Source organism: Metabacillus schmidteae (assembly GCF_903166545.1).
Taxonomy (GTDB): domain Bacteria; phylum Bacillota; class Bacilli; order Bacillales; family Bacillaceae; genus Metabacillus; species Metabacillus schmidteae.
In genome coordinates this window covers 880166-905093 of record NZ_CAESCH010000002.1, presented here as the reverse complement: position 1 = coordinate 905093, position 24928 = coordinate 880166, and the positions used below count along the sequence as shown (strand labels likewise).

Here is a 24928-nt window from a genome sequence, read left to right as displayed (position 1 = left end):
TCAGTGAATTACTTGAATTGTTTTCGTTATCTAGTTTTCAAGGAACATATATTGAAAGATCTAATGATCTCTCAAAACTAAACAAAATACCAAGCGTACCTCATATCCTTAGAAAGGAGGTGATCCAGCCGCACCTTCCGATACGGCTACCTTGTTACGACTTCACCCCAATCATCTGTCCCACCTTAGGCGGCTGGCTCCTTACGGTTACCCCACCGACTTCGGGTGTTACAAACTCTCGTGGTGTGACGGGCGGTGTGTACAAGGCCCGGGAACGTATTCACCGCGGCATGCTGATCCGCGATTACTAGCGATTCCGGCTTCATGCAGGCGAGTTGCAGCCTGCAATCCGAACTGAGAATGGTTTTATGGGATTGGCTTGACTTCGCAGTCTTGCAGCCCTTTGTACCATCCATTGTAGCACGTGTGTAGCCCAGGTCATAAGGGGCATGATGATTTGACGTCATCCCCACCTTCCTCCGGTTTGTCACCGGCAGTCACCTTAGAGTGCCCAACTGAATGCTGGCAACTAAGATCAAGGGTTGCGCTCGTTGCGGGACTTAACCCAACATCTCACGACACGAGCTGACGACAACCATGCACCACCTGTCACTTCGTCCCCCGAAGGGGAACCTTCTATCTCTAGAAGTAGCGAAGGATGTCAAGACCTGGTAAGGTTCTTCGCGTTGCTTCGAATTAAACCACATGCTCCACCGCTTGTGCGGGCCCCCGTCAATTCCTTTGAGTTTCAGTCTTGCGACCGTACTCCCCAGGCGGAGTGCTTAATGCGTTTGCTGCAGCACTAAAGGGCGGAAACCCTCTAACACTTAGCACTCATCGTTTACGGCGTGGACTACCAGGGTATCTAATCCTGTTCGCTCCCCACGCTTTCGCGCCTCAGCGTCAGTTACAGACCAGAGAGTCGCCTTCGCCACTGGTGTTCCTCCACATCTCTACGCATTTCACCGCTACACGTGGAATTCCACTCTCCTCTTCTGCACTCAAGTTTCCCAGTTTCCAATGACCCTCCACGGTTGAGCCGTGGGCTTTCACATCAGACTTAAGAAACCGCCTGCGCGCGCTTTACGCCCAATAATTCCGGACAACGCTTGCCACCTACGTATTACCGCGGCTGCTGGCACGTAGTTAGCCGTGGCTTTCTGGTTAGGTACCGTCAAGGTACCAGCAGTTACTCTGGTACTTGTTCTTCCCTAACAACAGAACTTTACGACCCGAAGGCCTTCATCGTTCACGCGGCGTTGCTCCGTCAGACTTTCGTCCATTGCGGAAGATTCCCTACTGCTGCCTCCCGTAGGAGTCTGGGCCGTGTCTCAGTCCCAGTGTGGCCGATCACCCTCTCAGGTCGGCTACGCATCGTTGCCTTGGTGAGCCGTTACCTCACCAACTAGCTAATGCGCCGCGGGTCCATCTGTAAGTGACAGCTAGACGCCGTCTTTCAATTTCGAACCATGCGGTTCGAAATGTTATCCGGTATTAGCTCCGGTTTCCCGGAGTTATCCCAATCTTACAGGCAGGTTACCCACGTGTTACTCACCCGTCCGCCGCTAATCGTTGGGAGCAAGCTCCCTCAGATTCGCTCGACTTGCATGTATTAGGCACGCCGCCAGCGTTCGTCCTGAGCCAGGATCAAACTCTCCGATAAAGTGTTTGATGTAGCTCATAATAAAATTTTGTACTATATAGTACGTTTTTTGTTAATCGAAATTAACGTTGGCACGCTTGGTTTTGTTTAGTTTTCAAAGATCATTTGGTTTGTCGTTCTCATCAGAAGCGACTTTATCAATATAACATTTCACAAACAGCTTGTCAATATTTATTTTTCATCGTTGTTTCTTACTGTTTGTATTTTTGCTCATCACTACCGCAGCAGCGACGTTTAATAATATATCATGATATTTTTATGTTCGCAAGCACTTTTTTGAATTATTTTTTGTTTTTTGTGAAGAGCGTTAATAAATATAGCTTTTACAACAAAAAAGGACTAAAGAATAATCTCCAGTCCCTCACATATCTCTTAAAACCTTTTCTTCATTAGAAAAGTATCCGTAATTATACTGCTGTTCTATAAAGGATAGCTCTTTATATTCCTCCAAGGCATTTTCATCAAGTAAAATTTTTTTCAATACAGAAAAAGATCTGATTTCTGGAGGCAGTTCTTCTTTGTTATCCGATTCATAAAATAATGCCGGAGCTAACTTAATATGTTCTTCACAATAATTTTTCCACTTTTGTATTAAAGACTTATTTTCTGAAACCTCATATATATATTAATTTCTGATATGCTCGATGAAGAGTATAAGTACTTTTTGAGCGATGAATTACCTCATTAAGTATTTTTTCAGTTAATACATATTCTTTGGAATCAAATGCCCAAGCAGCATTTCCCATTAGAAAACGACAATCATCTCTCTTTGTTTGAGCATGACTATCCGGGTGATCTATATCTTCTCCATTAAATCGTCCACTAAATGACCACTTCACACAATTACGTATAAATGATCTTTCATGAATCTCTAAGTTATGCCAGAAGTCTTCTAGTTGTAATTGTTGAATAATACCTCCATATTGTTTTTCTTTCCTTGAAACATTCAATTGCTTTCTAATAGAAGGTTGTTTAAAACTAAGTATTTTTTTTAGACTCATACATTCACCCCATGGACAATTCTGGTGAATTATATGTACCAGCCTATTAATTCATTACGAAAAATAATGCAGGTTCTCTCAAATTCTTCTTTCTTTTAGTTGTTGATTAATGAATGATGGTGTATAGTTATGACTAAAATATAATACCTTAAACCACAGGGGGAGCCTTTTAGCTGAGATTGAATGACTTTGATCATTCTAACCCTTTGAACCTGTTAGTTAATACTAGTGTAGGGATGTGGATGATCATTTATAAAAAGTAATGTTTGGGACTACTATGATCATTCCATTCATTGCTTTTTTAGTTTATACGCAGATATGAAAGGTTCCCTTTGGTTTAATAAAAAAAGCGAGGGAATTAGATTGCAAGGAAATCAGCGTTTAGTTTTTTTAATTGAAGTCGCCATGCTAGGTGCATTGGCATTTTTATTGGATTTATTATCTGGGGTAATCGGCAAATTGCCGCAAGGTGGATCCATTTCACTTGGAATGATTCCAGTATTTATTATGGCATATCGCTGGGGATTAAAAGGCGGATTACTTACCGGACTCATTTTAGGTTTATTACAAGCTATTTTTAATCCTTATATTGTTCACCCTGTTCAAGGGTTTCTTGATTATTATTTAGCTTTTACATTAGTAGGAGCAAGTGGGGTATTTTTTAAAGCGGTACAAAATGCATTAACAAATAATAATAGAAAAGCAGCCATATTATTTATTACATTAGGCACAATTTTAGGAGGCATACTTAGAGCAGTTGCACACATCATTGCAGGAGTTTTCTTTTTTGCTTCTTTCGCTCCGGAAGGTACGCCTGTATTAATCTACTCAATTGGATATAATGCATCCTATATGATTCCAACAATAATTGTCTCAGCTATTGTTGTTAGTTTATTGTTATTAACAGCTCCTCGATTAGTGAAAAGAAAATAGTTTATTCAACCTTGGTCATCGGCCAAGGTTTTATTTATACTATCAGGAAGTATAAAAATTTATGGACAGTAGTAAAAGAAAAACTAAGGCTTTCTCCATTAGGACTTGGCGATTAGCCAAGTTCTTCTAATATCTTCTATCTAGCTTTTCAGTTCTCCCTACCTTTTTTAAAAAGTTATCATATTCATTTGTTTTCTAGCATGTATTAATAGAAAGACTAGATTGTAAAAAACGGAGGACAGATGATGACTATATCTTTTGCTATTATTCTACTAACTTTATTACTATCATTATTTCATTTTGCTTATGGATATAAAGAAGCGATTCGAATAAGCAATGAAGAGGGGCCTGTTCATGGGTTATCCTTAATTGTCAGCTTTCCTTTAGGTTTTGTTTTTGCATATCTATGTTCAATTTTCTACTTATAATCTTAATCAAAAAGAGGAGGTCACCTTATGTGGTCTCTCTTTTTTGCATTTGAACACGGCATTTTTTCAGGACATTGTTCATAAGTATAAAAAAAGATCACCTATGTAGGAGGTCACATTGAAAACACAATTCCTGTTTTTAAAGAATGCCATACATTATTTGCTTATTTTTTGCGTGCTCTTTGTTATTTCTGTATGTGTTCATTTATTTTTTAACATAAAAATATCCACCGTTTACAGTATCATCATGGCACTGGTTTCATTTTTGTTTTTTTGTTTTTGTCTTTATCTTCTTCTTAATCCTAAGAGGAATATCACACTTCTTAGCAGGAAAAGTGGGATTCTTTCATTTATTTTACTAACCATTTGCACGTCTTTTTTATCGATTTACTTTTTATCCATCAATCATATGATTGCAACAGAGCTTGGAGAAAACCTGACAATTGAAGAAAAATACCAATTGTATATAATTCCGTTTCAGAAAAAAACAGTAACCATAGCTGACTATAAAGAGATGAAGAAAAATAAATTAACGACCACCTATGGTCATGTAGAGGTTTACTATGAATCACAAGAAGTCGGGTTACTCCCGATCATTGAGGAATCCATTGATAAAGCGGATGAACTTACAACCGTGATGTTCGGGGAGGTAAAAGATAATCAAATCGATTTAATTCTTCATTCTTCTACAGAAGAATTATATGAAAAAACTTCACTAATTGAAACAATGGGATATTTTGATGATCCAAATAACATAATAGGCATAGCGATTACAGACTTATCAAACATCCTACTTGCCGAAATGCCTGAATCCTTTTATTTTCAAAGTACACTTTTACATGAATATACACATTATCGCTTGCAGGCATTTATTAAACAACAAGGGCTTTATGTATATAGAATTCCTTTATGGTTTCATGAAGGTATTGCGGAATACATAGGGATGCACAATGTAGCCCATAGATATTATCCTTTTCGAGAAGTAGAATTTAAAAAACTTGATAGCCACCAGGATTGGGAGAAGTATCGTTTAGAAGATTATGATGTTTATTTACAAAGTTATTATGGCATTAAGTATCTTGTTGATCAATTTGGAGAATCGATGATTAAAACGATTATTATTGAAACAGCTAAAGAAAATGATTTCGATAAGGGGTTTTCGAATGCAACCGGAATGACAATTGAAGAGTTACAGGAAGTGTATGTTAAAGATGCAAAACAGACATATACAAAATAAAGCCCCCAACTTAAGAATTGGTAGGCTTTATTTCTTTTTGTAATACGTTTAATAGCTTTCTCTCAAATACATAGAAAATGATGCCAAGCAAAATGACCGTACCGCCGATCATTTGCGAAAGAATCATTTTTTCTCCCAATAGGTAATAAGCGAGAATAATGGATCCAACCGGTTCAAAGAGAATCATAATTGAAATTGTATTCGTACTTACCCACTTTAATGACCAATTAAATAGCGAATGACCAAGCAACGTCGGAATGATGGCTAATAACAGAAAATAAATCCAGTCCTCCTGCGGGTATGGTGCTAGTGGATATTGCAACAAAAGGCAATACCCTAATAAGGTAATGGAGCTTATCCCATACACAATAAATGTGTACAATGTTAAAGAATGCCGCTTTCGAATTCCTTGCCCAAATAAAAGATATGCTGTAATCATCGCACATGCGGCTAATGCTAATAAATCACCTAGTAATGCTATACCGCTAACTTTAAAATCTCCCCAGCTAATAATCACACTTCCGGTTATTGCTATCAATCCGCTGATAATCGCCACGATTGACACTTTTTCTTTAAAAAACAGAAAAGTACCGATAAAGGCAAACAAAGGCTGGAGTGTCACCAAAACAACAGAGCTTGCAACAGATGTGTAATTTAACGATTCAAACCATAAGATAAAGTGAAAAGCTAAAAATACTCCTGCTATCGTTGAATAGGTCCAATCCTTTTTTGATAGATTTTTCATTTCAGAGAAATGTTTCAGAAAGAAAATCGGGGCAATTAGCACTGTTGAAAAAAAGAGCCTATAGAAAGCAATGACAGGAGCTGGAGCAGTTGCTAACTTTACAAATATAGCTGAAGTAGATACCGCAATAACACCCACAATAAGAGCAGCAAATGGTAGAAATCGAGGTGATGTACCCATTTGTTTTCCTCCAATCTTTCACAAATCAAAAAGCCTTCAACATTTTAACACGAAAGTTATCGTTTTTAGCATATAATTTTTATGAAAGATTGTAGAGCACGGTGAATCTTATATATGTAGAAGAGGATGACTGAATACATTCAGTCATCCTCTTTCCCCTATTCATGTGAGTGTTTTCCTTTATGATGCCCCTCTTTATGTCCCATAAAGCGTAATTCCCGAATATCGTCATCAAAAGGAAACAGCTTTTGTTTTATAGCTTCATCTTTGTAGTTTGTAAAAATATCCTCCAGGATTTCCTGAGTTGATTTATTTTTCACATCAATTCCCAGCTTTTCCGCCGTTTGCATCGTCTTTTTATCGATGACTTCACGAGCTATTTCTTTTATATCCTTGCCATCGGTTTTAATTCCTAATTCCTTTGCAGCATTGATAACACTGACTTCAAATATCTCTTTACTTAAATCATCCAGTGACTTGCCTGTTGTATCAATCTTGAGTTCTTTTGCCTTTTTCATAATAAGTGTTTCTCTAATTTCCTTTGCGATTTCCTCAATCTTTTTTCCCTCGGTTTTAATTCCTAGCTCTTTCGCTTTTTCTAAAATTTTCGCTTCGTGAATTTCCCGAGCTAACACCTCTGTTTCTTTTCCTTCTGTTTCAATGCCTAATTCTTCAGCACGCTTTTTAATGATCTCTGGATTCATTTTATGTCTTTTATGATGAAACTCTTCCTTATCAAGTCCCATTTCCATCAATGTTGGTTCTTCTTCAGGACCTTTTTCAGCGAATACTTGGTTCGCTCCTATAAATGCTAATGTCAGAACAACAATGGACACATATATACCAAATTTTCTCTTCACTTTTATTCTACCTCCTGCAATTTTCTTCACTAGTTTTTTCCAACTGTGAACTTCACCATTTATACTCCCCAAAATTCTTGAAATAATTGTTAAAATTATGTTTCTTTTTTTCAACATTACGATAAAAACTTTATGTATCTGTTGGGCATAACATATATAATGTGAAATAGATAACATGTTTAAGTTTTTTAGACGGTTGTTGACCTTGTAGTTAGGAGTGAAAATAGTGAAAACAGCCCTTGTTATAGGTGGCGGAATTACCGGTCTTACTGCCATGTATTATTTGCAAAAATATAAAAAAGACCAAAACTTGGATTTACAACTCATTCTTGTTGAGCAAGGCAAGCAATTAGGCGGAAAAATTCTGTCCCTACAAAACGATGAATTTATCATGGAAACTGGCGCCGATTCGATTGTTGCACGAAACGAAGGCGTTATGCCGCTTATTAAAGAGTTACGATTAGAAGATGAACTTGTTTACAATGAAACAGGTATTTCCTATATTTATACAAAAAATGAACTAAAGCCAATTCCTGCAGATTCCGTTTTCGGGATTCCTACTAGCATAAAATCATTATTTAGCAGTACCTTAATTTCTCCAAAAGGAAAATTAATAGCATTAAAAGACTTCGTAACAAAGAATAATCGCTTCACTAATGAGGATTCTGTTGGAGAATTTCTAGAGGCTTTTTTAGGAAAAGAAATAGTAGAAAATCAAATATCGCCGGTTCTTTCCGGGGTTTATTCCGGTAAACTGGATAAGCTTACAATGGCCTCCACTCTTCCATATCTACTGGAATATAAAAATCAGTACGGAAGTATTATTCGTGGAATGTCTAAAAACAAAGCAAAATTCCAGTCATCCAGTAACAAAAAATTCATTTCCTTTAAAGGTGGACTTTCTACTATTATTCATCGACTTGAAGAGCAATTAGAAGATGTGAAAATCCTAACAGGCATGAAGTCAACTAGCATTAAGCAGGTCCAAAGCAAATATGAAGTTACATTCAATAATCAAGAAACAATTTCAGCGGATTATGTTATTTTAGCAACTCCTCATGATGCAGCACAAAAGGTTTTAAACAATAAGCAGCTAGATCATGAATTTGATAAACTAAAAAACTCATCACTAACAAGTGTTTATCTTGGCTTCGATATTCCAGATCATAAACTCCCTGCCAATGGTACAGGTTTTATTGTTACAGAAAATAGTGATCTTCATTGTGATGCCTGTACATGGACGAGCAGGAAATGGACACATACATCCTCTAAGAGAAAACTTCTCGTTCGCCTGTTTTATAAAAGCTCTAATCCTTTCTATGAAACATTAAAGAACATGAGCGAGAAAGAAATGATTCAAACAGCGTTAACAGATATCGAAAAAAGCCTTGGAATTACCGCTCAACCGATCACTGTTGAAGTGACAAACTGGAACAATTTAATGCCAAATTATCACCTTGAACATAATCTTGCGGTTACATCTCTTAGTGAAAAATTAACTGAGCAATTCCCTAACCTATATATTGCCGGCGCCTCTTATTTCGGAGTAGGCATTGGTGCATGTATAAAAAACGGAAAACAAACTGCAGAAAAAATAATCAAACAGATCTAAGAAAAAAGCAGTGTACCCTTTATGGAATACACTGCTTACTTTTTATATTTCTCCTCGATAGGCTTGCCCTACAAATCCTTTCTCCTTCGTTTTCACTTTAAACAGACCACCGGAATGAGGAGCATTGGCTAAATTTTCTTCAGATAATCCTTGCCTTGCTGTTGTAATATATAATTCATCTAAATCCTTTCCGCCGAATGTACATGATGTTACATTCGGGGCCGGAACATGAACTTCATCCAACTGTTTTCCATTATGGGGATTCCATCTTGTTACTCTGGAGCCTCCATAATGTGCGACCCATATCATTCCTTCTTGATCAATGGTCATTCCATCAGGAGCCCCCGTGTCTTTTGGGATACGTACAGCTGTTTCTTTGAAGGTAACATCTCCCGTTTGTTTATCATAATGAAAGGTTGAAACTTCTCCTGTAGGAGTATCGATATAGTACATATACTTTTCATCAGGACTCCATGCCAGACCATTCGAAATGGTGACAGGTGAAATGATTTTTTTCAAATGACCTTTCAGATCTAAACGATATAACGAGCCTTTCCCTTTTGCAGCATGAACATCCATTGTCCCGATATACAAACGTCCTGAACGATCACATTTTCCATCATTAAACCGATTTTGTGGTAAATCCCTTTCCGGATCATTAATTAACGTTAACCCTTTCGTTTGTAAATCAAAGAGATGGATGCCGTTTTGAAGACCTACTACCAATTGGCCATTTTCTGCCGGTATGACTGCACCGATATATTGGTCTAACTGAAAAGTTTCATTTATATCTTGTTCAGGATCATATCGATGCAGCTTTTTATTTATAATATCGACCCAATAAAGAACATGCCCGTCCCAATGAGGACCTTCCCCTAAGATTGCCTTTTCATCTACAACTACTTCTGCTTGATACGCCATATTTCTCCCTCCCTGTCTATCAATATTCCCTCATTACGACGGAATTCCTTCTTCCTTATAAAGAAACTGACTCAGCTTGGGTGAATTGACTTTCATATAAATCCGAATAGAAGCCACCTGCAGCTAAAAGCTCATCATGTGTTCCTTTTTCAATGATATTACCTTGATTCATCACAAGAATGAGGTCCGCATCTCGTATCGTTGATAAACGGTGGGCAATGACAAAACTTGTTCTTCCTTGTAATAGATTGTTCATTGCTTTTTGGATGTTCATTTCTGTTCTTGTATCAACACTGCTTGTTGCTTCATCAAGGATAAGAATTTTCGGTTTCGCAATGATCGCTCTGGCAATTGTAAGCAACTGACGTTGTCCCTGCGATAAATTTGTTGCATCCTCACCAAGCAGTGTGTCATAGCCGTCAGGAAGGGTACGAATGAAATCATCTGCATAGGCATTTTTTGCTGCTTCTTCTACTTCCTGATTCGTTGCCCCTTCATTCCCGTAGGCAATATTTTCGCGTATGGTTCCGTTAAAAAGCCACGTATCCTGCAAAACCATGGCAAACATACTGCGAACCTGTTCCCTGCTCAAATCTGCTAAGCTTACACCATCAACCTTTATTGCACCCTTATCTAATTCATAAAACCTCATCAATAAATTCACAATTGTTGTTTTCCCTGCACCCGTTGGTCCAACAATCGCAACCGTTTGGCCTTCTTTTACCTCCAGGCTTACATCATGAATAACTGGATGATTTTTATCATAACCAAATTGAATATGGTCTAACTCTATACATCCTCGAAGTGAAGATACTTGAATAGAAGAATCTTTCTCTTCCTTTTCCTCTTCTTCATCTAATAAAATAAACACTCGTTCAGCAGAGGCAATCGCAACCTGTATCATATTTGCAATACCTGCTACCTGTGCCAGGGGATGTGAAATTTGTTGAGTGTATTGTATAAATGCTTGAACATCTCCAACACGGATGCTTCCATTTAAAACGAGTAATCCACCTGAAATCGCAACAATAATAAATCCCAAATTCCCGACAAACCCCATTAACGGCATCATGAGACCAGAAATAAATTGCGCTCTCCAGCTTGAATCGTAAAGTTGATTATTAATCTTATCAAAGGTTTCAATCGACTTCTCTTCACGACCAAATGCTTTAATCACTTGATGACCGGTGAACATTTCTTCAATATGACCATTTATATTTCCAAGCTCCTCTTGCTGTTTAACAAAATGCTTTTGGGAAAATTTCGTTATAAAACCTGCCACTGATAAACTCAAAGGAATCGTAACTAAAACGACTAATGTTAACAACGGACTAATGACAAGCATCATGATGATAATTCCCAGTATGGATATAACAGAGTTAATCACTTGAGTTAGAGCTTGCTGCAACGAGTTATTAATATTATCAATATCATTCACAGCTCTACTTAATAAATCACCATGTGAATGTTGATCAAAGTACTTCAGAGGTAGGCGGGATAATTTCTCATTTACTTCCTTCCTCAATTGAGCAACCGTTCTTTGTGAAATCGACGCCATAATGTATTGCTGTAAATAGGAAAATAAAGATGAAAAGATGTATAAGCAAATAAGCAGCAACAATATTCTGGCTATAAAGTTAAAATCAACTGATGTTCCTGAGCTAAAGCTTTCAAATATAGATGAAGTTGCATCACCTAACAGCTTTGGACTAATAACATTAAACAATGTTGAAAAAATGGCTGCAATTGTGACAAGGATCATCCGATTTTTCCAAGGCTTTAAGTAACCTAGTAATCTTTTAAAGGTTTTCTTAAAGTCCTTCGGCTTCTCAACAGCCATCATACCAGGTCCATGAGGTCTTCCACCTCTCATCGGATGTCCTCCACGGTGGTTTTTCTCGCTCATGCACTCACCTCCCCATTCTGTTGAGAAGTAACAATTTCCTGATAGATTTTATTGGTTTCCAACAGATCTGCATGAGTACCAATACCAGCAACTTCTCCCTCATTTAACACAATAATTTTTTCAGCATCTTTTACCGTATTCACACGCTGAGCAACAATAATCAAAGTCGCTTCATCTGTTTCAGTCTTTAAAGCCTGCCTTAGGATGCGATCTGTTTTATAATCTAGGGCCGAGAAGCTATCATCAAACAAATAAATCTGAGGTTTTCTGACGAGCGAACGAGCAATTGATAATCTTTGCTTTTGTCCACCAGACAGGTTTACACCTGCTTGTTCAAGATTGCTATGTATTCCTTTTTCTCTCTTTTCTACAAAATCAAGTGCTTGTGCAGTTTTTAATGCTGCATATATGTCCTCTTCTGTTGCATCTTCTTTTCCAAAAGCAATATTTTCCAGTATTGTTCCACTAAACAATGTTGCTTTCTGCGGAACATAACCGATTTTGCTTCGAAGACTACTTTGCTTCATGTTTCGAATATCCTGACCATCTAGTAAAATCTCTCCACTTTCCACATCATAAAAACGTGGAATTAATTGAAGAACGGTCGTTTTTCCTGACCCGGTGCTCCCTATAATGGCAGTTGTCTCTCCAGGCATAGCAGTAAATGAAATGTTTTTGAGAACAGGCTTTTCTGCTCCTTCATACCGAAACGTCACATCTTTAAATTCAATCATCCCTTGATTTTGCTCAGGCAACGTTTCCTGGACTGGATCCAGGATCATCGGTTTTGTAGACAATACTTCACTTAAACGTTTTGCAGAAACTTGGGCACGCGGAATCATAATAAATGCCATCGATAACATGATAAGTGACATTAAAATCATGGCTGCATATTGAATAAACGCGAGTAGATTCCCTACCTGCATTTCTCCCTGATCAATCCGAATTGCACCAAACCAAACGATGGCAATATTCGTAAAGTTCATGATGATCATCATAATCGGGAACATGAACGCCATCAGCTTACCAACTTTAATCCCTGTATCACGAAAATCCTCATTCGCATGATTAAATCGTGTTCTTTCATGGTCAACACGGTTAAAAGCCCGAACAACACGCACTCCTGTTAGCGCTTCCCTTAAAATAAGCGTTAGTCGGTCTGTTTTCTTTTGCAATGCCGAAAATAATGGAACTGCCTTTCTGGCAACAATAAAAATAACAAGTGCCAAAATAGGCAAAGCAACCAAAAAGACAAGTGATAATGTACTGTCACGAGACACTGCCAAAATCACACCACCAACTAACATCAACGGCGCCCTTGTCATCATTCTCTGCATCATATTGATCACATCCTGAACAACTTTTACATCATTTGTTGTCCTCGTAATAAGTGATGCAGATCCAAACTTTTCATATTCCTCAAGCGAAAAATGCTCAATATGGACAAATAAATGTCTTCTCATATCACGCCCAAATCCAAGCGATACCTTTGAAGCAAAATAACTTACTCCGACCATTAAAACAATGGCCATAAGTGAGCAAAACAACATCCATCCTCCGGTTTGAAGGATGAAAGGTACATCAGAATTTACTATCCCTACGTCTACAATCTCTGCCATTAATGTTGGCAAATAAAGCTCAAATAAAATGGCCACTAACGAAAACAAAATAACAAGAAAAAGCTGTTTTCGATAAGGCTTTAAATATTTCATCATTTCTACCATTCAGTCACCTCATTGCACGATTTATGTACTACAAACATTATAATATAGTTCTTTATAGTTAACCTAATGAAACATTAGTTACTGACCACTATCTTTCTTGTTTAAAACCGTTATTTAGTGGTATAGACAAATATAGTTGATTTTCACTAAAAAGGAGAAAGGTGTGGTGAACATGCCATGGAATAAAAATGACTATCCTGCCTCTATGAAAAATCTAACTGAACCAACTAGAAGGAAGGCAATTGAAATTGCTAATGCTCTATTAGAAGAAGGCTATGAAGAAGGAAGAGCAATTAGCATTGGTATTTCGAAAGCAAAAGAAGTGACGAACACTAAAAATAAATCCGAAGATGACATAACCTATCATTTAGTCCCACACAGCGGTGAATGGGCAATAAAAAAGGAAAACTCCAGAAGAGTAACAGAGGTGTTTCAAACAAAAAATGAGGCACTGGTAAAAGGGAATGATTTAGTAAAAAGGAATAATGGTAGACTTGTTGTTCATAGACAGGATGGGACGATTGAAAGAGTAAGTTGAAAGCTTCAGAGAAAGTAGCGGAATTTGATGATCAAATCCGCTATTTTTTTCTTGTCAATTTGCCTGAAGGCGTGTACAATACTGCTATATTCATTTTTACGGGGCATTAGCTCAGCTGGGAGAGCGCTACGCTGGCAGCGTAGAGGTCAGGGGTTCGAGCCCCCTATGCTCCATTCATACAGGAACCTCTAAAACCTTGAGAAATCGAGGTTTTTTATATATAACAGAATTATGGAATATATGTGGTACAGATTAGTTGGGGACGAATTGGGGACGTAGTTATATTTTTACTTAATTAACTACTATGTCGCTCATTAGTTTTAAGTAGACTTCAAATTTTACAGCCGCTAAGGTATCTGCCTCTTGTAACGCATGACCATAAATGCAGGCACCAACTATCAGGCATTTACAATTTCCACAAGTTATATTATTGATTCAAACTGCATTATCACTAAAAAAATTGTTGGACTTATGGATGAAAGTACCATGATAAACCTGGTAAGTGAAATAGACTAATAAAATTGAACGAAACATTACAATAGAAAAGAAAAATAACCAAATTAGCTTAATATTACTAGACTAATTTGGTTATTTTTCTTTCATTTATGATCTTATGTTATTCTCATAAGATATCAACCCATATTTTAATTGCCGTTGCAAAAATCAATAATGCTAAAATAACCTGCAGAATCTTGGTATTTACCTTTTTCCCTGCCATTGCTCCTAATGGTGATGCAATTAAACTCGCAATAACCATAATAGCTGCTGGCCCGTAATCAACTTGCCCAGTTGTTATTTTCCCTACAGTTGCTCCAATTGAAGAGATAAACGTGATCGCTAGAGATGAAGCGATTGTCATACGAGTTGGAATTTTTAATACAACTAACATTATTGGTACAAGTAAAAATGCTCCTGCTGCACCAACAATCCCAGCACCTACACCAACGATTAAGGCAAGTATAGCTGCAAGCCACTTGTTAAATTTTACTTGATCTAGCGGAATATCATCAATTCCCTTTTTTGGAATAAACATCATCACTGCAGCAATCAAGGCTAAAATTCCATAAATAAGATTAATGCCTCCTTCAGACATTAATTTAGAACCATATCCACCAATAAAACTACCGATTAATATACTTGCTCCCATATAAGTAATAAGTGTTTTATTTAAATATCCACCTTTTCGATATGCCCAAACACCACCGATTGTCGCAAAAAACACTTGAACAGCACTGATACCTGAAACTTCATGAGCACTAAATGCTGCTAACCCAAATAAAGGTGGAATATACAATAACATTGGATATTTAATAATAGAACCGCCGATTCCTAACATACCTGAGATGTACGAACCTATAAATCCTATTAAGAAGATTGTAATAATAAACCCTATTTCCATGATTCTTACCCCCTATTTAGAAAAGGGAACCTACAGAAGGTTCCCTTTATTTTTTAGCCCTTTTTTATCCAAAACTTCAGTACATCTCCAGCTTCTTCGTTTTTCATTAATTCATGACCACCAGATTTTGCCCAAGCAGCTAGATCATTTTTAGCTCCTTTATCAGTTGCATGGATTTCAAGAATCTCACCTGGTGCTAACTCATTCATTGCCTTTTTTGTTTTTACGATTGGCATTGGGCACGCCAATCCTTTTGCGTCTAATACTTTTGTTGATTCCATATCTTAATATCCTCCTAAAAAATTAAATATAAATTAACGAACCGCACAACGGTTAGGTCCAATTTCCATTTCACGTTGTCTTTCTTCATCTGGAGAGATTTTCCCCATATTCGTTTCACGAATTTCTTGATAAGCATTTGGTTGTGCTGGTAAGTTTTCTGTAACAAGTTTTCTAAATTCACTCTCATCTTCAATGTTTAAACCATGATTTTCTGCAAACAAAGTTCCTAATTTTTCTGCTACACTTCCATCTTCATTCAACTCATCAATGATCATAAAGTGAGCTGGTAAAACAATTAAGTCCTCTGAAAGTTCACGATAACGTGAATATAAACTCTCTCTTAAATCTGCTACCCAATCTTCAGCCATTCCTGCTAAATCAGGTCTTCCAATGGAATCGATAAAGAGAATATCTCCTGATAACAAGTATGATGAGTCAACAACAAATGATGTTGAGCCAATTGTATGACCTGGTGAATATAATGCATGGATATCAATAGCTGTGTTTCCAATTGTCACTGTATTGCCAGCTTCTAGTGGACTATAATCGAATGTTACCTCTGTTGCATCTTTTGGTGGTAACCAATATGTTGCACCAGTGTTCTCAGCAATGACTCTACCTCCTGAAATATGATCAGCGTGAAGATGAGTATCAAATACGTGAGTAATAGTTGCACCAATTTCTTGTGCAAAGTTCAGATAAGTTGAAGTCATTCTAGTTGAATCAATAATTGCCGCTTCTCCATTTGAAACAACCATATATGATAAGCAACCTTTTCCAATGCGAACAAATTGATAAATTTCCCCACCATCTCTTAGATCGCCAATTTTCACTGGCTCTAAGTGTTCACTCCAAGCCTTCATACCGCCTTCTAAATAAGAAACATCTAAACCTTGTTCTGAAAGCATTTCTGCTACCATGATAGAAGAGCCTTCTTTCGCACACACCACTAATACTTCTTTATCAGAAGGTAACTTTTCTAAAATTTCTTCAACACCATCTAGCAATTCAAAATATGGGATGTTTAGATAATCAAAGTTTTCTCCTTCAATTTTCCAATCTTGAAAATCTCCTTCATTACGAACATCAAGAATAAATAATGCTTCTTTATCAAATACCTTTCTTGTTACTTCTTTTGAATTCATCGCTTTAAAAGCCACCCTAATTACCCCCATAGGTATATTTTTATTTAAAAAAATTTAGTATTAAATAATAGCTTAAGTTTCTTTTAGTTATTTAATGTGGATGTTATGCCTGACCATGCACTCATCCCAGGTACAACATTATTTATTTTAGTAAAACCTTTTTCAGCTAATTTTTGAGACGCGAGATCACTTCGGCTACCAGTTCGACACACAACATAAATTTCATCCTCTTTATCTAATTCACTTACACGCTCATCTAATTCACCTAATGGAATAGAGATTGCGTTTGGGATATGATTAAAAGCATATTCAGCAGATTCCCTTACATCTAATACAACAATGTTTTCTCTTGCTTTTAATTTTTTTTCAAGTTCTTCATTGCTTGTTACATGTGGGTGTTTTCTTTCAACAGTTTCTTCATTTGAAGATTTACGCAGATAGTGCTTAAGAACATCTCCTTCTTCAATTGTACCCAAATATTGATGACCAGAGCTTTTTGCCCATGCTTGAATATCAGCCTTTGAACCTTTATCTGTTGCTTGAACCTCTAGGACTTGCCCTGCTTCGATTTCATTCATCGATTTTTTTGTTCTCACAATTGGCATAGGACATGCTAAACCTTTTGCGTCTACTAATAAATCTGTTTTTATTATGTTCATATATAACTCCTCCTAGGTACCCAATAGGGTATATTATTCATTAAAAAAATTAGTTTGTTTCGCCTTCCCAAGCAAGCATTCCACCAGTCATATTGATTACATTGTACCCATGACTTTCAAGAAATTGATAAGCACGACCACTTCTTGCACCAGAACGACATACCATGATATATTCTTTTGATTTATCTAGTTCATTCATACGAAATTCTAATAATCCCAATGGAATGTGAATGGCACCCGGGATTTTTCCAGCCTCCACTTCTTCTACTTCTCTCACATCAATGATGTTTACACTTTGACCTTGAGTTAACATGTTTTCTACTTCTTTTGCCGTAAATTTTTTCACTTTAATATCCTCCTTTTATCTCCAGGCGCTCATACCGCCCTTTACATTTGTTACATTGGTGAATCCTAATTTTTTCAACGTTTTACTAGCCTTTTGACTTCGCATACCACTTTGACAAATCACAATGACTTCTTTGTCTTTTGATAATTCCTTCTCAGCTTTCTGACCAAGTTCATGAAGTGGAATATTTTTAAATTCTTTAATACGATACCCTTTAAATTCACCTGGGGTTCTAACATCAACAAACTGCTTATTTTTATCTTTTAATTCATTCTTCAGTTCAGTTGTTGAGATATGTTTCACTCCTTTAGCAGGGATGATCCTGTTCAGGATTAAAAATACGAAAAGAGCGATGACGATATAGTTCATGTATTCCATTGTATTTCCTCCCTACATATTTAGGGGAGTATCCCCCTACTGACTTAAATGAATAAATTCACGTTTCCATCTTCAGCATCTGCAAGGTATGCTGCAACACCTGCATACTCAATGTTGTCTAATAATTCTTCTTGTTGAAGACCTAATAAATCCATTGTCATCGTACAAGCTACTAGTTTCACATCTTGTTCTTGTGCCATTTCAATTAAATTTGAAAGAGGCATTGCATTGTGCTTCTTCATAACATCTTTGATCATTTTTGGACCGAATCCTGCAAAGTTCATTTTGGATAATCCCATTTTTTCTGCGCCTCTAGGCATCATCTTGCCAAACATCTTTTCCATAAAACCTTTCTTCACTTGTATATTTTCATCTTTACGTAAAGCATTTAATCCCCAAAATGTATGAAAAATTGTTACTTCATGATCATAGGCAGCTGCACCGTTCGCGATAATATAAGCTGCCATCGCCTTGTCATAATCACCACTGAATAATACAATCGTTGTCTTTTTCTTTTCTGTCACAGTAGTTCCTCCTCTTCTACCCCTATGGGTATCTAATTATATAAAATTTTTTTATCCTTTTTTAATCCAAAATTTTAATACTTGATCTTCTTCCTCATGCTTTAAAAACTCATGCCCTCCTGATTTAGCCCATGCAGTTAAATCATTTTTAGCACCTTTATCTGTTACATGAATCTCTAAAACTTGACCAGAATCTAACTCATTCATTGCCTTTTTTGTTTTTACAATTGGCATTGGACATGCTAAACCTTTCGCATCTAATACTTTATCTATATTCATTGATTATTCCTCCTAATTTTTTATTACCATTACCCCTATGGGTATATATTAGTGTAAATAAAAGTGGGTGTCAACCCATTATTATCGACTTTTAACTAGTAAGTTTACTGCTTCTTTCACTAACTCTTCTGTACTGTGTTCTCCAGTTTCTTCAGCATTACGAACACATTCTACTAAATTTGAACTGACAACTACGCCTATCGTTCGATCAATTGCCGTTCTTGCTGCAGACAACTGCGTGATAACTTCCTTACAATCTTTTCCTTCTTCCATCATTCTTAAAATACCTCTAAGTTGTCCCTCAATTCGCTTTACTCTATTTTTCATTTGATCATTATACTCCATCTTCTAACCCCCTTTAACAATATCCTTCCTTGCTTATTTGTTTTTAATGATTATTTACCTCAATCTCTTGCTTATCAATATCATGTAATCCATAAATAGGATAATACCTAACTAATAAGAAATAGATGATACTTATTAACACACAAATACTTAAGATAATCATGTGACAGGCTCCTTCCTAATTTATAGCAAGGAACAACTTACAAGACTCATAATATACCACCTAGGGTATGTTGTCAACAACTTATTAATAATATTGTTTACCTTATTTTATAACTTTATTGAGTTATTTAAAATAATCTTGTATAATACCAAGTATATCAATAGGAATTTAAGACATAGGATAGGAGGATCTTTTATTGGGTTTTATAAAATCATTATTTACTGAAAAATGTCCAACATGTCAAAAACTGTTGATTACGAGCAAAACAAACTTCCTGAGCAGCATTGTTATAAAATCATGCCCGGAAAATCATTTCAAAAAAGAGTTTCATCCAGCTCTTGAAACATATATAGAACATAAGAATTAGTTTTATAATATATCTGACCAAATTTTAATAGATGTACCTAATATTAATAATGCCAAGATCCATTGCAGGATTTTGGCATATATTTTTTCCAACATTAGCACCCATTAACAGGGTCCTCCTTAACGTACTGCACAGCGATTTGGTCCTATCTCCATCTCGCGTTGCTGCTCCTCTTCTGGGGTAATTTTCCCCATATTTGTTTCTCTTATTTCTTGATATGAATTAGGCTGCGGAGGAAGATTCTCAGTTACCGTTTTTCTAAATTCATTTTCATCCGTAATATTTAGTCCATGGTTTTGTTGAAATAATGCACCTAGTTTTTTGGAAACACTTCCATCATTGTTCATCTCTTCTATCCCCATGTAATGTGCCGGTAATACTAATAAGTCATCTGCAAGCCCTTTGTAACGCTTATATAATGTCGTTCTTAAATCACCAACCCAATCCTCAGCTTTCCCTGCTAAATCTGGGCGACCAATTGAATCGATGAATAAGATATCTCCCGTCAATAAATACTGATCATCAATGATGAAAGATGTACTTCCAATCGTATGGCCTGGAGAATAGATGGCCTTAATCGTTGTATGACCAACCGTGTATTCATCCCCATCATTTATTTCTCCATAGTTGAATGTAACTTCGTTTGCATCTTTTGGAGGAAGATAATACTTTGCATCTAATTTATCAGCAAGCTTTTTTCCACCTGAAATATGGTCAGCGTGTAAATGTGTATCAAGAATATGAGTCAGTTTAATATCCTGTTTTTTTATAAAGATCTCATAAGGCTCTAGCATCCTATTTGTATCAATTATTGCACCCACTCCGTTTGATATAACAACATAGGATAAACATCCTTTACCTATACGTACAAATTGGAATAGCTCTCCCCCATTCTTAAGCTCGCCAATTCTTATAGGCTCCAAATGCTCACTCCAAGCCTTCATACCACCCGCTACGGAATAAACATCCGTAAATCCAGCCTCTGCTATTTGTTGTGCGACAAACTCTGAGGATCCACCTTTTGCACATACAACATAAATTCCCTTACTTTTTGGCAACTTATCTACAATAGAATCTACTCCCTCTAATAATTCAAAATAAGGAGCATTCATAATTTCAACGTTTTTCCCTTCGATCTTCCAATCGTCAAAATCATCGGTATTACGGGCATCTATAATAAATACATCCTCATGATTGATGACCTTTTTTGCTAATTCTTTAACCGTAATCGTTTTAACATCAGTTTCAGTAGCCATAGTTAACCTCCCACCTATTAAAACAACTTGTTGATTTTATATTGATTTAGAAAGTTAATGTAACATCTGCATCTTTCGCAAAAGTTAAAAATGTTACAGCTCCACCTACATCAATACCTTCAATAAATTGTTCTTTCTCTAAGCTCATAACATCCATTGTCATTTGACACGCAATCATTTTTACACCCATTTCACTTGCCATTGAAACAAGTTCCTCAACAGGTGGAACATTTGCTCTTTTAAAACCTTCTTGAAAATGTTCTGTGCCAGCTGGCATTGGTAAGTTTTTATGTGCTTCTTTATGAATTAAATTTAAACCCTCAAATGTAAAAAAGATCCCTACTTCGGCATCTGTAGCAGCTGCTGCAGTTGCAATATTGAAAACTTTATATGCATCAAACATGCCACCATTTGCTGCAATAATAGCTACTTTCATTCTTCTTCCCCCTTAATGAGTTTTATCAATAGGACCATGCCAATCCTTCATACCTGGTTCTACATTTTTCACATTTTTAAAACCTTTTTCTGTAAGCTTTTGGGCAGCAAAATCACTACGGCTACCAGTTCTACAGATAATATGGAGATCTTCGGCATCACTTAATTCTTCAAATCGCGCTTCTAGTTCTTCAAGAGGTATATTAATAGATCCTGGGATATGACCAAAAGCATATTCAGCTGGTTCTCTAACATCTAAAACTGTTATCTTTTCATTCCCATTAAGGCGATTAAGCAATTCTTCTAGATTGACCACATCGGGGTGTTTCGATTCAGATTTCTCTTCCTCAGCGCTAGCCTTTCTAAGGTAATGTTTAAGGACATCCCCTTCTTCAACTGTGCCTAAATATTGGTGACCAGTGCTATCTGCCCAAGCCCTAATATCAGCTGTAGATCCTTTATCAGTAGCTTGTATCTCCATAACCTGTCCCGGGTTAAGTGCGGTCATTTCCTTCTTTGTTTTTACAATAGGCATAGGACAAGCTAACCCTTTAGCATCCAAAATCTTATTGACTGTTACTTGCATCCAAGTCCCTCCTATCCAACTTTCTTCTTTGCTTGACCTACATACGCTTTTGATAAACATACAAGTCAATATTAGAATTTGTTTATAACATTTATATATGTCTCTTTCTTTTATCCATTAATATCCATCATTGCTTGTGATATTTATCACATTAATTTATATGTTTATTTATTATGGTTACGCGGCTACACGAATTCTTATAAACAGCGGTTATAAAGTAATGAGTTTGGATGGTGGCTAGGAAACGTACAGCTCTGTATACATCTAAAAGAAGAAACCCTGTAGCTTCTACAGGGTTTCTTTTATTCATTGCTCTAGTATTTATTCAATCATGATTTTAAACAAACTTAATAGCTTATGGAATTTTATGTAACAGCCACTTCCTCTTTTTATAACATCCTAGTTCCAACCTTTATTAACTCTATATGCTTTTATTAATACAAATCATTAATCTTTCCTCAATATCCCTAGCAAGTTTTTTTACTTCCTCGTTGTTTACTAAATTTATTAAAGCAGTAGGTCTAGGCATTCCAATATTCGTTTTGCCATTATCATTATAAACAACAATTTTACATGGTAGGAAATAACCAACTAATAAATTTTCTTTCAATACCTTCTGGGCTTCATGTGGATTACACACTTCTAAAACTAGATAGTCAGAATCAAACTCTAGTCCTTTCTCTTGAAGCTTTTCTTTAATATCAAACATCCATAATACCCCAAACTTTTCTTCCTTTAAATTTATTTCCAGACTAGAGATTGCTTCCTTTATATTTTTATTTGTTGCTACAGTATAATCAAACATTGATTTTCACCCTTTCTTTTTAGATATTTTCTAAGTAATTTACCCAACTTTCTCTAGGAAGTAACATGTTATTGTTTTATAAACCTTGTATGTCCTAATAATCATTTATTAATACTCTTTGCAAATACTTCTTAACTAGACATGACTCAACAACGCGAATATGAAAATTGTCCAAATTTTAAGCATGAATAGATAATATTCGTGTTGTTTACTAAGATTTCCTGAAATTATTTATGGATGTAAAATATGTCTGCTCTAGCTCTTAGTGGGAGTTAATTAATAGTAATTCTAAAAGGCAGGGGCTCGTACTTACCATTGCAGTTTGTACTAATTGAAAATGATAAATCAAAAAAATTATTAATTTAAGGCTGAAAAATATAATAGATGAGAAAAGGAATATCTTTTCCTCAACTTTTTACTGACAAAATCACTAATACTATGTTCATCTGTGATTATTTTTATAATTGAACTTTATTTTACTTAATACCGATTGTAATAACTTAATTTTCCGGCTCGATGAAAGAGTTAGCCAATCTTTCACTAAAATGCTCTCTGTCAGCATAATGGAGAAATTGTTTAAATTGTAAATATCCATATTCGGGAGATCTAACTGATCTCTCGTGTAATATAAGGAAGAACTTTCTGGATCAAGAAATTGGTGCTCATTACTGATCTTACTAGTCTTAATGGCTGTCTTCCTATTCAATTCGAATAGTATTTTCTGCAAACACATCATTCTATATTTCATACCTTAATATATAAATTTGTTCCATTTACTATAACAAATCACATTATCCTTAACCATTCTTTCCTTACAAAAAGTAATGTTCCTTTTTCCTTTTATATAACAACAGAGTACCAACGAAGATACCCTGTGATGTAAATATTCATTAATATAGATCATCTATTGCTTTTTTCAAATTCTCATATGTATATGGTTGAGTTATTCTTTTTAGTGAAGTTAAAGATATTGTTTTTTTGTGAGGAAAATGTTGATCTAGTTCTTTGGTAAGTACAACGTAAAATTCCCATTGCTTTGTGTCTAATGGATTAATTAGGTCTACATCTTTCTCTTTTAATAAGCTAAAGACATATATATCGGCATGTCTTTTCGCACTAGGACCGTACTTATTCGTACCATAATCATATACTTTTTTTCGCCCTATATTGAAGCTAATAGTAGAAAATATCCCTCTATGCCAAGACTGAATAAACGCAGCTGATTTTACTTCAATTTTTTTGTCGTTATAAATTAAATCAAATGAGTCCCATTCAACACGTGATTGATTTAAGCAACCAAGGGCAGTCCCAATTAAGAATTCAGCATAGACCCCTCTCAAACTATTGGTCAGTTGGTTGGAAAATCCCCATTGCCAAAAATCCTGAATGATATGATCTGTACCTATTATTTGAGTTTCTGGATTTAGTAGACTTTTAATATTCAAATTTTAACCACATCCTTAAACAATATTTTAGAGATATACACAGTAGTAAGCCTAATATATTTTTTAGCTTCCCACTTTACTTTTCACTTAAACCAAAAAGCCACTTCAAATGAAGTGGCTTTTCTCTTTAATGTGGTACAAAACGGTAACAATTAGACAACCTTTCTTATTTTCAGGTAACAATCGGTAACAAAATAGAGGACTTTAACTTAGACACCTGGTTCACATGGGAATATTATTCCCTATGCAAACTTACTCCCGGAAAAGAGAGCTTGGATATCCAAGCTCCTACATTATTTATAATTTCGCTACATACATGGCTAACGCTCGTTGCACATCATATATACTTTTGTCTTTTTTGAATTGTTTTGAAACTGGATTAGCTGTACTAGATATCCAGATCTTTAATTCTGCGTCTAAATCAAAGCTTCCAGCAGTTTCTACACTAAAATGTGTAATACTTTTATAAGGGATTGAATGATATTCTACTTTTTTACCTGTAACACCTTGCTTATCAATTAGTATTAAACGGGTATTAGTGAACACAATTAAATCTCTGATTAATTTATAAGCTTTTTCAACTTTTTCATTATCAATGATGACTAATTCTAATTCTTTTTCAACTGAGTTAATATCAACCTCTGACACATTCCCCATTAAACCATCTAAAATTCCCATATAAACCTCCAATAATTTTAGTCTTTAAAATTTATATTCTTTATTACATAAAAGTTTCCTTCTTAAGATTAGGTATTTTATCCAAGCT

General features: G+C 35.9%; 26 protein-coding genes, 1 tRNA gene, 1 rRNA gene and 1 riboswitch. Of the genes, 6 read left to right on the top strand and 22 right to left on the bottom strand.

Annotated features, from left to right (window positions below):
• Positions 1-112: 112 nt before the first annotated feature.
• Both HWV59_RS25180 and HWV59_RS25175 read right to left on the bottom strand, forming a co-directional pair.
• Positions 113-1663: ribosomal RNA gene (locus HWV59_RS25180) — 16S ribosomal RNA — on the bottom strand.
• 614 nt (positions 1664-2277) lie between these two features.
• Entirely contained in the window at positions 2278-2664 is a 387-nt protein-coding gene (locus tag HWV59_RS25175) for a hypothetical protein (protein ID WP_175640683.1), read from the bottom strand.
• Positions 2665-2812: 148 nt separating this feature from the next.
• Positions 2813-2918, top strand: a riboswitch (TPP riboswitch).
• 109 nt (positions 2919-3027) lie between these two features.
• Between HWV59_RS25175 and thiT the strand changes: the two genes are divergently transcribed.
• The 3 genes from thiT to HWV59_RS25160 all read left to right on the top strand — a co-directional run bounded on the left by thiT (position 3028) and on the right by HWV59_RS25160 (position 5262).
• Positions 3028-3597 carry an energy-coupled thiamine transporter ThiT gene (thiT, locus tag HWV59_RS25170; RefSeq protein WP_235991895.1) on the top strand — a complete coding sequence of 190 codons (570 nt, stop codon included), beginning with the start codon at positions 3028-3030 and terminating at the stop codon, positions 3595-3597.
• 245 nt (positions 3598-3842) lie between these two features.
• A complete protein-coding gene (locus HWV59_RS25165; RefSeq protein ID WP_102228782.1) occupies positions 3843-4025 on the top strand; it encodes a hypothetical protein in 183 nt (60 codons plus the stop codon).
• 118 nt (positions 4026-4143) lie between these two features.
• A complete protein-coding gene (locus HWV59_RS25160) occupies positions 4144-5262 on the top strand; it encodes a hypothetical protein (protein WP_175640682.1) in 1119 nt (372 codons plus the stop codon).
• 10 nt (positions 5263-5272) lie between these two features.
• Here the strand turns inward: HWV59_RS25160 and HWV59_RS25155 are convergent, their stop codons facing one another.
• Both HWV59_RS25155 and HWV59_RS25150 read right to left on the bottom strand, forming a co-directional pair.
• Positions 5273-6187 (bottom strand): DMT family transporter, encoded by a 915-nt coding sequence (locus HWV59_RS25155; protein WP_175640681.1) that lies wholly within the window; start codon positions 6185-6187, stop codon positions 5273-5275.
• 158 nt (positions 6188-6345) lie between these two features.
• On the bottom strand, positions 6346-7047 hold the full coding sequence (locus HWV59_RS25150; protein WP_175640680.1) for a hypothetical protein: 702 nt from the start codon (positions 7045-7047) through the stop codon (positions 6346-6348).
• Positions 7048-7273: 226 nt separating this feature from the next.
• Here HWV59_RS25150 and HWV59_RS25145 point away from each other — a divergent pair, with 226 nt between their 5' ends.
• Entirely contained in the window at positions 7274-8659 is a 1386-nt protein-coding gene (locus HWV59_RS25145) for a protoporphyrinogen oxidase (RefSeq protein ID WP_102228778.1), read from the top strand.
• A gap of 42 nt (positions 8660-8701) precedes the next feature.
• On the opposite strand, the gene HWV59_RS25140 is transcribed toward HWV59_RS25145, so the two are convergent.
• From HWV59_RS25140 to HWV59_RS25130, 3 genes are read right to left on the bottom strand one after another with little or no spacing between them, the layout of a single operon-like run.
• Positions 8702-9580 carry an SMP-30/gluconolactonase/LRE family protein gene (locus HWV59_RS25140; protein WP_175640679.1) on the bottom strand — a complete coding sequence of 293 codons (879 nt, stop codon included), beginning with the start codon at positions 9578-9580 and terminating at the stop codon, positions 8702-8704.
• 55 nt (positions 9581-9635) lie between these two features.
• Positions 9636-11486: an ABC transporter ATP-binding protein gene (locus tag HWV59_RS25135; RefSeq protein ID WP_175640678.1), complete on the bottom strand. Its 1851-nt coding sequence runs from the start codon at positions 11484-11486 to the stop codon at positions 9636-9638.
• Positions 11483-13210: an ABC transporter ATP-binding protein gene (locus tag HWV59_RS25130; RefSeq protein ID WP_175640677.1), complete on the bottom strand. Its 1728-nt coding sequence runs from the start codon at positions 13208-13210 to the stop codon at positions 11483-11485. Before HWV59_RS25130 ends, HWV59_RS25135 begins: the two co-directional genes overlap by 4 nt.
• A 172-nt stretch (positions 13211-13382) precedes the next feature.
• Here HWV59_RS25130 and HWV59_RS25125 point away from each other — a divergent pair, with 172 nt between their 5' ends.
• Together HWV59_RS25125 and HWV59_RS25120 are read left to right on the top strand one after the other, a co-directional pair.
• Positions 13383-13748, top strand: a complete 366-nt coding sequence (locus HWV59_RS25125) for a DUF2188 domain-containing protein (RefSeq protein WP_102228848.1) — start codon at positions 13383-13385, stop codon at positions 13746-13748.
• Positions 13749-13848: 100 nt separating this feature from the next.
• Positions 13849-13921 (top strand) — tRNA-Ala (locus tag HWV59_RS25120).
• Positions 13922-14370: 449 nt separating this feature from the next.
• Here HWV59_RS25120 and HWV59_RS25115 read toward each other — a convergent pair.
• From HWV59_RS25115 to HWV59_RS25045, 15 genes are all read right to left on the bottom strand, one after another.
• Positions 14371-15147: a sulfite exporter TauE/SafE family protein gene (locus HWV59_RS25115; RefSeq protein ID WP_175640676.1), complete on the bottom strand. Its 777-nt coding sequence runs from the start codon at positions 15145-15147 to the stop codon at positions 14371-14373.
• A gap of 53 nt (positions 15148-15200) precedes the next feature.
• Positions 15201-15428 carry a sulfurtransferase TusA family protein gene (locus HWV59_RS25110; protein ID WP_102228773.1) on the bottom strand — a complete coding sequence of 76 codons (228 nt, stop codon included), beginning with the start codon at positions 15426-15428 and terminating at the stop codon, positions 15201-15203.
• Between the two features lie 33 nt (positions 15429-15461).
• Positions 15462-16574 carry an MBL fold metallo-hydrolase gene (locus tag HWV59_RS25105; RefSeq protein WP_175640755.1) on the bottom strand — a complete coding sequence of 371 codons (1113 nt, stop codon included), beginning with the start codon at positions 16572-16574 and terminating at the stop codon, positions 15462-15464.
• 83 nt (positions 16575-16657) lie between these two features.
• Positions 16658-17233 carry a sulfurtransferase TusA family protein gene (locus HWV59_RS25100; RefSeq protein WP_102228772.1) on the bottom strand — a complete coding sequence of 192 codons (576 nt, stop codon included), beginning with the start codon at positions 17231-17233 and terminating at the stop codon, positions 16658-16660.
• 49 nt (positions 17234-17282) lie between these two features.
• Positions 17283-17579 carry a rhodanese-like domain-containing protein gene (locus HWV59_RS25095; RefSeq protein ID WP_102228771.1) on the bottom strand — a complete coding sequence of 99 codons (297 nt, stop codon included), beginning with the start codon at positions 17577-17579 and terminating at the stop codon, positions 17283-17285.
• Positions 17580-17594: 15 nt separating this feature from the next.
• Entirely contained in the window at positions 17595-17957 is a 363-nt protein-coding gene (locus HWV59_RS25090) for a rhodanese-like domain-containing protein (protein ID WP_175640675.1), read from the bottom strand.
• Between the two features lie 44 nt (positions 17958-18001).
• Positions 18002-18481: a DsrE/DsrF/DrsH-like family protein gene (locus tag HWV59_RS25085; protein ID WP_175640674.1), complete on the bottom strand. Its 480-nt coding sequence runs from the start codon at positions 18479-18481 to the stop codon at positions 18002-18004.
• Between the two features lie 51 nt (positions 18482-18532).
• The gene (locus HWV59_RS25080; protein WP_102228768.1) at positions 18533-18760 is read right to left on the bottom strand and encodes a sulfurtransferase TusA family protein; all 228 of its coding nucleotides are present in this window, start codon (positions 18758-18760) and stop codon (positions 18533-18535) included.
• Between the two features lie 81 nt (positions 18761-18841).
• Positions 18842-19105 (bottom strand): metal-sensitive transcriptional regulator, encoded by a 264-nt coding sequence (locus HWV59_RS25075; protein ID WP_102228767.1) that lies wholly within the window; start codon positions 19103-19105, stop codon positions 18842-18844.
• A 649-nt stretch (positions 19106-19754) separates the two neighbouring features.
• On the bottom strand, positions 19755-20891 hold the full coding sequence (locus HWV59_RS25070; RefSeq protein ID WP_175640673.1) for an MBL fold metallo-hydrolase: 1137 nt from the start codon (positions 20889-20891) through the stop codon (positions 19755-19757).
• A gap of 46 nt (positions 20892-20937) precedes the next feature.
• Positions 20938-21327, bottom strand: coding sequence for a DsrE/DsrF/DrsH-like family protein (locus HWV59_RS25065; protein ID WP_175640672.1), 390 nt, complete (start codon positions 21325-21327; stop codon positions 20938-20940).
• Positions 21328-21339: 12 nt separating this feature from the next.
• Positions 21340-21912, bottom strand: coding sequence for a sulfurtransferase TusA family protein (locus HWV59_RS25060; RefSeq protein WP_175640671.1), 573 nt, complete (start codon positions 21910-21912; stop codon positions 21340-21342).
• A 421-nt stretch (positions 21913-22333) separates the two neighbouring features.
• Complete coding sequence (locus HWV59_RS25055; protein ID WP_175640670.1) at positions 22334-22717, bottom strand: DUF302 domain-containing protein; 384 nt, start codon at positions 22715-22717, stop codon at positions 22334-22336.
• Between the two features lie 890 nt (positions 22718-23607).
• A complete protein-coding gene (locus HWV59_RS25050) occupies positions 23608-24162 on the bottom strand; it encodes a hypothetical protein (RefSeq protein ID WP_175640669.1) in 555 nt (184 codons plus the stop codon).
• 297 nt (positions 24163-24459) lie between these two features.
• Complete coding sequence (locus HWV59_RS25045) at positions 24460-24840, bottom strand: PH domain-containing protein (protein WP_175640668.1); 381 nt, start codon at positions 24838-24840, stop codon at positions 24460-24462.
• Between the last annotated feature and the right edge of the window lie 88 nt (positions 24841-24928).